This window comes from Phyllobacterium sp. GQ127 (assembly GCF_059758635.1).
This window is the reverse complement of the sequence record NZ_JCAXDZ010000014.1, coordinates 23,082-29,081: the sequence shown is the minus strand read 5'-3', so window position 1 is coordinate 29,081 and position 6,000 is coordinate 23,082. Positions and strand designations below refer to the sequence as shown.

Annotated in this window: 5 protein-coding genes; 2 read left to right on the top strand and 3 right to left on the bottom strand. The window is 52.6% G+C overall.

Features of this window, described 5'->3' with window-relative positions:
• The first annotated feature begins 134 nt into the window (after positions 1–134).
• The gene (locus tag AC6CHM_RS24875) at positions 135–365 is read left to right on the top strand and encodes a 3,4-dihydroxy-2-butanone-4-phosphate synthase (protein ID WP_498175992.1); all 231 of its coding nucleotides are present in this window, start codon (positions 135–137) and stop codon (positions 363–365) included.
• Between the two features lie 680 nt (positions 366–1,045).
• Here AC6CHM_RS24875 and AC6CHM_RS24870 read toward each other — a convergent pair.
• Both AC6CHM_RS24870 and AC6CHM_RS24865 read right to left on the bottom strand, forming a co-directional pair.
• A complete protein-coding gene (locus tag AC6CHM_RS24870; protein ID WP_498175990.1) occupies positions 1,046–1,444 on the bottom strand; it encodes a (R)-mandelonitrile lyase in 399 nt (132 codons plus the stop codon).
• A gap of 366 nt (positions 1,445–1,810) precedes the next feature.
• Positions 1,811–3,388, bottom strand: coding sequence for an ABC transporter substrate-binding protein (locus tag AC6CHM_RS24865; RefSeq protein WP_498175986.1), 1,578 nt, complete (start codon positions 3,386–3,388; stop codon positions 1,811–1,813).
• 331 nt (positions 3,389–3,719) lie between these two features.
• On the opposite strand from AC6CHM_RS24865, the gene AC6CHM_RS24860 reads away from it, so the two are divergent.
• Positions 3,720–4,502 carry a TetR/AcrR family transcriptional regulator gene (locus AC6CHM_RS24860; RefSeq protein WP_498175984.1) on the top strand — a complete coding sequence of 261 codons (783 nt, stop codon included), beginning with the start codon at positions 3,720–3,722 and terminating at the stop codon, positions 4,500–4,502.
• A gap of 443 nt (positions 4,503–4,945) precedes the next feature.
• On the opposite strand, the gene AC6CHM_RS24855 is transcribed toward AC6CHM_RS24860, so the two are convergent.
• Positions 4,946–5,350 carry an ABC transporter substrate-binding protein gene (locus AC6CHM_RS24855; RefSeq protein WP_498175982.1) on the bottom strand — a complete coding sequence of 135 codons (405 nt, stop codon included), beginning with the start codon at positions 5,348–5,350 and terminating at the stop codon, positions 4,946–4,948.
• Positions 5,351–6,000 lie beyond the last annotated feature (650 nt).

The window sequence follows — 6,000 nt, the reverse complement described above, 5'->3', positions numbered from 1 at the left end:
GAGCAATGCATAACCGGTAGCGATACGCAAAACCCAATTCGCATGAGCGCGTTCCACGAAAAACTTCTTCTTTTAGCTTCGCAAGAAGATTATTGGATACAATTGTATTCACGGTGAACTGAGCTCGCGGGCTTATCTACATAGCGATAGAAGGCGGACGGCTCGATACACCGGACATCCCGCTTATGGCCGCAAAGAATACGGAGCTGCACAGGACCGCTTTTACTGTCCAGGTGGATTACATTCATGCAACGACGACAGGCATATCTGCGTCGGATCGCGCGGCGCCTTGTACACGCTCCGGCAGATCCAAACTCAGCACCGCGCGTTTTTGCGTTCCAGACACATCTTACAGCCTGGCGTAATTACAGCACCCGCCCGACGACAGAAGGCAGCTACGATCGTGTCTTCGGCTTTACTGCAATTGCGTCAACCTTAACCGGACAATCAAACGCCAGCCCTACAACAAGGGTAAGTCGAACGAGCCCCAATATGAGTTGTAAACGTCACGAAACTCAGCATTGTGTGCTTTGTTGGAGAGGTAGCAGCCAGCGGCTTTAAGCCGCTCCATGGCAATTTAGATTCTTGGGCAACCGTTACGGCCACGGGATTCCGCCGCCGGGAGGTAAAACGAGAATCCCATGCTTTACGCATATTCTCATCTCTTCTGTAAGTTGACGATGCCATTAAGGCATCATCTCAGGTATAATCTTCTCGCCATAAAGAGAGATTGCTTCAAGCGTCTCTTTATGCGCGACACCGGAAGGATTTAGTCAGCAAATGAAATGCTGAATTTCATAGTTCTGCCGATAGAGCTCGAGTTGTGCTATCTCCGGTTATCCGGGTTCCAGATCATCATTGCCAAATCGATATGCATTTAGGAGTTCCGACTTCTATAAATATCTGGACGTCATCGGTATTTAAATTGCCTGAGTCATCAACAGCGAGTTCATAAACGATGGCAAGATTGCGCAGTTGAAGGCGTGTTGAGGAACGAAAGCCGCCGAAGGGTCTTGGCGAGGATCGTTCCTCTCGCAGGCTTTCGCTACTTTCCCGCAAACTGGCTGTCAGTAACGGGCTCCATCCAGTCAGCGTATTTACCTTCTACGGCCTCATGGATGGCGATATGAGTCATTGTCGTATTTTGTCCCGCACCATGCCAGTGCTTTTCCCCTGGCGCGATCCAGACCGTGTCACCGGCGTTGATGGATTTAACGGCTTCTCCCCATAACTGCACTAAGCCGCTTCCTGCCATCACGTGAAGGGTTTGCCCTAGCGGGTGAGTATGCCAATTGGTGCGTGCGCCGGGCGTAAACGTGACCCGGTTCGCCATCACGCGTGCTGGCGCTTCTGCAGAAATGACTGGGTCAACGTACACCGTTCCCGTGAAATTAGTGGCTGGGGCTTCACGCGTGGGTAGGCTACCAACAGGAAAAATTTTCATCATGCACTCCATTCAAGATCGCTAAGGCAAAGTAAGCGCGGAACCCATGATGGGCGCACGCCACACGAAGTTTGGCACCGCAGTCGAAGAAGTCCGTTGAGTTATTTCATAAAGAGAGCAAGCGATCGCTCAAAAGCTGGCGCCCGCACTTCGAATAACAACACTTGTCTTCTGACAATATTTAGATACCGATGGTATTATAGTTGTAAGGGAATATGATTCAACCCTGACGATCGGTTTTTATGGAGCGATGAAGAGGGATTTCCTGGTAGCATGCGAAATGAGAGAACAATAAGTCAGACCGCATCTGCAAAGGATCGCAGCAGGAGGCGCCAATTGCGCCTCCCTAAAGTAGTCGAAGGCGTACTATGCAAATGACCAGCGCTCAATTGCTCGATATCCGTCAGCAGGATAAAGCCCCTCAATTTTATCTGAGGTCACGACGTTGCTGCGTGCCGCATCGAGAAAGTTTGCGAAGACTGGGACAACATGCCCTGCGTCATCGCGAATGATACGAGCGATTTCGGAATACAATTCGCCGCGCTTTTTGTCATCGAGTTCGCGGCGAACTTCCTCATACAGCTTATTGAAGCGCTCGTTCTCCCAGAACATATCGTTATTGGGAGAACCGTGAGAGTAAGCCTGTGCGAGGGCGTCGTCCTCGGTGGCCTTCCCATACCAAAGGCTGGTAGTAAACGGAACTTTCATCCATGTCCCGGACCAGAAGCTGTCTGTTGGTACGCGTTCGACCTTAATGTTAATTCCCGCAGCCTTTGCTGACTCGCTGTAGAGCGTACCTCCTTCCGTAGCACCTTGCCACGCCGCTTCGGAACAATGTAGCGTGATGCTAAAGGAATCGAGGCCGGCTTTCTTCAGGTAATGCTTGGCCTTCTCCGGATCGTACACGCGCTGCTCTATTGTAGGATCAAAAAACTGGTAAGCCTCAGAAAATGGCTGATCATTCCCGATTTTCCCGAATCCGGATAGAACTTTGTCCAGAATTGCCTGTCGATCGACGCCGTGCTTCATTGCGAGGCGGACGTTATTGTCGCGGAAAGGGCCGGCATTGCATTGCATTGAGAAGTCGAAATACTGCCTTGAAGGCGTGTTGAGCAGGCGCGCCTTGCCGCCTTGCGCCTGCAGCATCTTGGCTGTTTTGTAGTCTGCTGCGAGGATTGCATCCACTTCGCCTGTCAGCAACGCGTTCGTTCGAGCGTTAATGTCCCCCAATACGAGCACCTCCGCTGAATCAAAGAACGCAACGTCGCCATTCCAATAGTTTTTGTTGCGCGTCATTGCGATCCGGACTCCGGGTTCGAACGACTCAAGTGTATATGGCCCCGCTGTAATATCGCAGTTGGTGCTGATCAACCGGCCATCTTTAGCGGGAAGTATTGGTAGCATATAATACGCTGTCGTTGTTGGAAACGATACAGCGGGAGTATCGAGTTCGAAGACAACCTTGGTCGGTCCATCTGCGCGTGGCGTGGCCCTTTCGACAAAAGGCTTCGCTGTAGACGTTGACGAGGGACCTCTATGGTGGTTCCAAGATGCTACTACGTCGTTCGCATCGACGGTCTTGCCATTCGTGAAAACTACATCTTTGCGTAGCGTAAAAATCCAAGTTTTGCCTTGGTCGGGCGACTCCCATGCGGTTGCTAAACGCGGGCGAAGTGAGCCGTCGCTCGCCGTCTCGGTGAGGTACTCGTTTACGGAAGATAATCCAAGGTATTGTGACGTATTGATCCATCGGCGAGGGTCCGGAACATCTGAAGTACTTCCTCGCGACTGAGCTATCCGAAAATGCCCCCCTCTTTTTCGGTCAGCCGCCCGAGCGGCGGAAAACAAGCCAGCTGGCATTATTATCCCCGCCGCCCCTACCGCACCGGCCTTTAGCAGTGACCGGCGTCCGATGCCAGTTGTGTTTTTGCTGGTGTCATTCATCGTTATGCTCCCTTTATATTGTTCTTGAATCCGACCGGCGGCTCCACGCCAGCGCCACATTTGCATTCTAAAGGAACTGCAATTTCTATGGAATGCAAGTTATTTTGATACGTGGTCACATTTTTAGTATAGAGGATCAAGACGGGTAGATCGTGTTGGGCCAATCACTGGGCGTTCGCATGAGCTAGGTGACACCATGTTCAGGAGAAATCTGCTAGCAAAATGCACAATGAAACCAGCGGCACCGAGAACAGGTTCACGAAATTTGCAATGCGGTGCAAATTAGGAATCCGAAGCGTTCGAAGCGCCACAGTTTGATGGAGAAGGTATATTGGTAACATCCTCTAGCTCGAAGAAGGCATCGAAGCTCGTAAGCCCGCCGACGGATCAGGATAAAAATGTGTCGCTGCAATCCGAAAGTGGTGGCAAAATGCCGAAGGAAGGGAAGTTAGTGCAGTCTGGCGCTCCTCCATTGTATGATGTCGGAAACGCCAGTTTGCCCTCTCGCCTGCGGTTAACACGCGCAGAACGTCAAGCCGAAACCCGGCAACGCATTCTCGCAAGTGCGGTGGTGACATTTCAGGCCCGAGGGTTTCATCCCGCTACTTTGGAAGAAATCGCGGATGCTGCAGGTTACAGCAAAGGTGCGGTGTATTCAAACTTCTCAAGCAAGGACAGTCTCTTTTTAGCGCTGTTGGACGAAGTAACCGATAGTCGCATAAAAGCGCTTTCTGCAGTTTTCTCCGATATTTCCGACCTGGATGCAAATTTAAGGAGACTCTCGCATCGATGGCAACAGATTCTGGACGCAGAGCGGCCTTGGAGCCACGTCGAATATGAATTCGTCCTTCATGCTCTGCGCTATCCGGAACTTGCCGAGCCCCTTCGCGCTATCCACAATCGATTCCGTCAGGGGGTGGCAAATTTATTTCGTCATCATGTAGAAGCCGGGTTCGCTGCCAACGTAGGCACACTTGAAGAACTCACCTCTGCGACGATGGCAATCATCCGCGGCGTCACGCTGACAAATTTGCAAGATCCCGTGCTTTACCGCCCATCTATTCACACCCTATTGCTCAGACGACTTTTTATGCGCAACGAGTCACCTGAATGAGGACTTCGTCGTTACTGAACCTTCCATTTCAGAGGCAATAGTTGAGAAACTTATGATTCTGCTCTACCGCGTTCAGCCTGGCTCGAAGTCAAGGCGGCGAGGCAGCGAGAATAGCAGGCTAGTGTAAGACCCGATGCCGACGCTCGATCAGCATAATGAGATTTGCCGCATCGGGTCAACATGCGGGCTTCCATCTGGCCGCCACGCCGTCTTTACGGAGCTGGTGAAGGCGTAGGATGCGAGCCGAAGGGAGGCGATTGGCGGCTTGCTGGTGATGGGGCCATCTTGTTCTTCAGCATAATTCAATAGGCGCGCAAGTAACTGTCAGCTCCACTAGAACCGCAACAGCAGGACGCACGATCCTACTCTCGTTGATAGAGGCGTCCTAGGGCAATTCGAGCATCCATCTTTTCTGTGCAAAAGCTTCACAAGAACTGGATGGGTCATTTTGATAGTTGGCTCGGTCTAATCATATTGGAGCCAGAAGCTTGTCCGCAGTTGCAATCCGCCTGCCTAGGACGCTGTCCCTCAAGATGCGATGCGAGGGGACCGCGAGCGACGACGCTGTGATATTCCCCCGCGAAGCCAGCCACGCCGAGATCAGCCAATTCATCTACCATTGCCGCGGCCCTGTGTGGATCAGCTGCAGTGTCTCGAATCACCAGCTCAAGTGGTTGTCCCATGATCCCGCCGGCGTTATTGACATCGCAAACGGCCAGCTCCAGTCCAGCGAGCAAGTGTTGGCCTGCCTCGGCCCAGCCAGGCCGAGTTAGCGGAACCAGAGCGCCGATCTGGACGGTTGAACCGTCATTCAGCTCTACTTCAGGTGGAGATGGTGGCGTATTCATGCGTTTGCGTCTCCCGGGGAGATTCGGTTGCAGTACGCCCCGATCGCAGAGTGAACACATCAGTGGCGCGGACGTAGCTGAGCCGCGAATGCTCGCGCCGCGGATCGACTGAGGGCTTCGGGCAGCTCTGCCGTACTGCCTCCAAAGAGCAGGCTTAAATCAAACTTTCCGCAACCCGCAGCCAGTTCATACACGCGGCCCAACGACGACTCCATACAGACGCGCCTTTGGCGCGACCAGGAACAGTTTGATACAATTTTGATAATCTGTATGGCCGGGTGACCCATACAGTGGCTAGGTTGATTATGATGCTATGAAATGAAGCGGACGGAAACTCTGATGAGCACAATCCGTACCAAATTTGGGTCATGACAAGAACATCGCGAAATCCTGCAGAACCCCTTGCGCAGAGGCTTACCGCTTCCTGCCGGAAGCTGCCATGCTTGGCGGCCACCGTCTTCTCATTGGTGGCCCTGTGGACGCATGCGCGGCACGATCGGCAGCCAGGAGGCCAACGTTGCAGTCAGATCGGCAAGATGGCCGCGTTTTCTTGCCGGGGATGTTTTGGCAATGGCCTCCGGCGGCTACTGGTATTGCACCTGAACGAATGCCGATTTCTGAGCTAGGCCGGCAAAATGTCTTTTTGGGTC

Bases quoted from the DNA above. Each gene is read 5' to 3' on its own strand.
- AC6CHM_RS24870 (WP_498175990.1), bottom strand. From the start codon at position 1,444: ATGAAAATTTTTCCTGTTGGTAGCCTACCCACGCGTGAAGCCCCAGCC.
- AC6CHM_RS24865 (WP_498175986.1), bottom strand. From the start codon at position 3,388: ATGAATGACACCAGCAAAAACACAACTGGCATCGGACGCCGGTCACTG.
- AC6CHM_RS24855 (WP_498175982.1), bottom strand. From the start codon at position 5,350: ATGAATACGCCACCATCTCCACCTGAAGTAGAGCTGAATGACGGTTCA.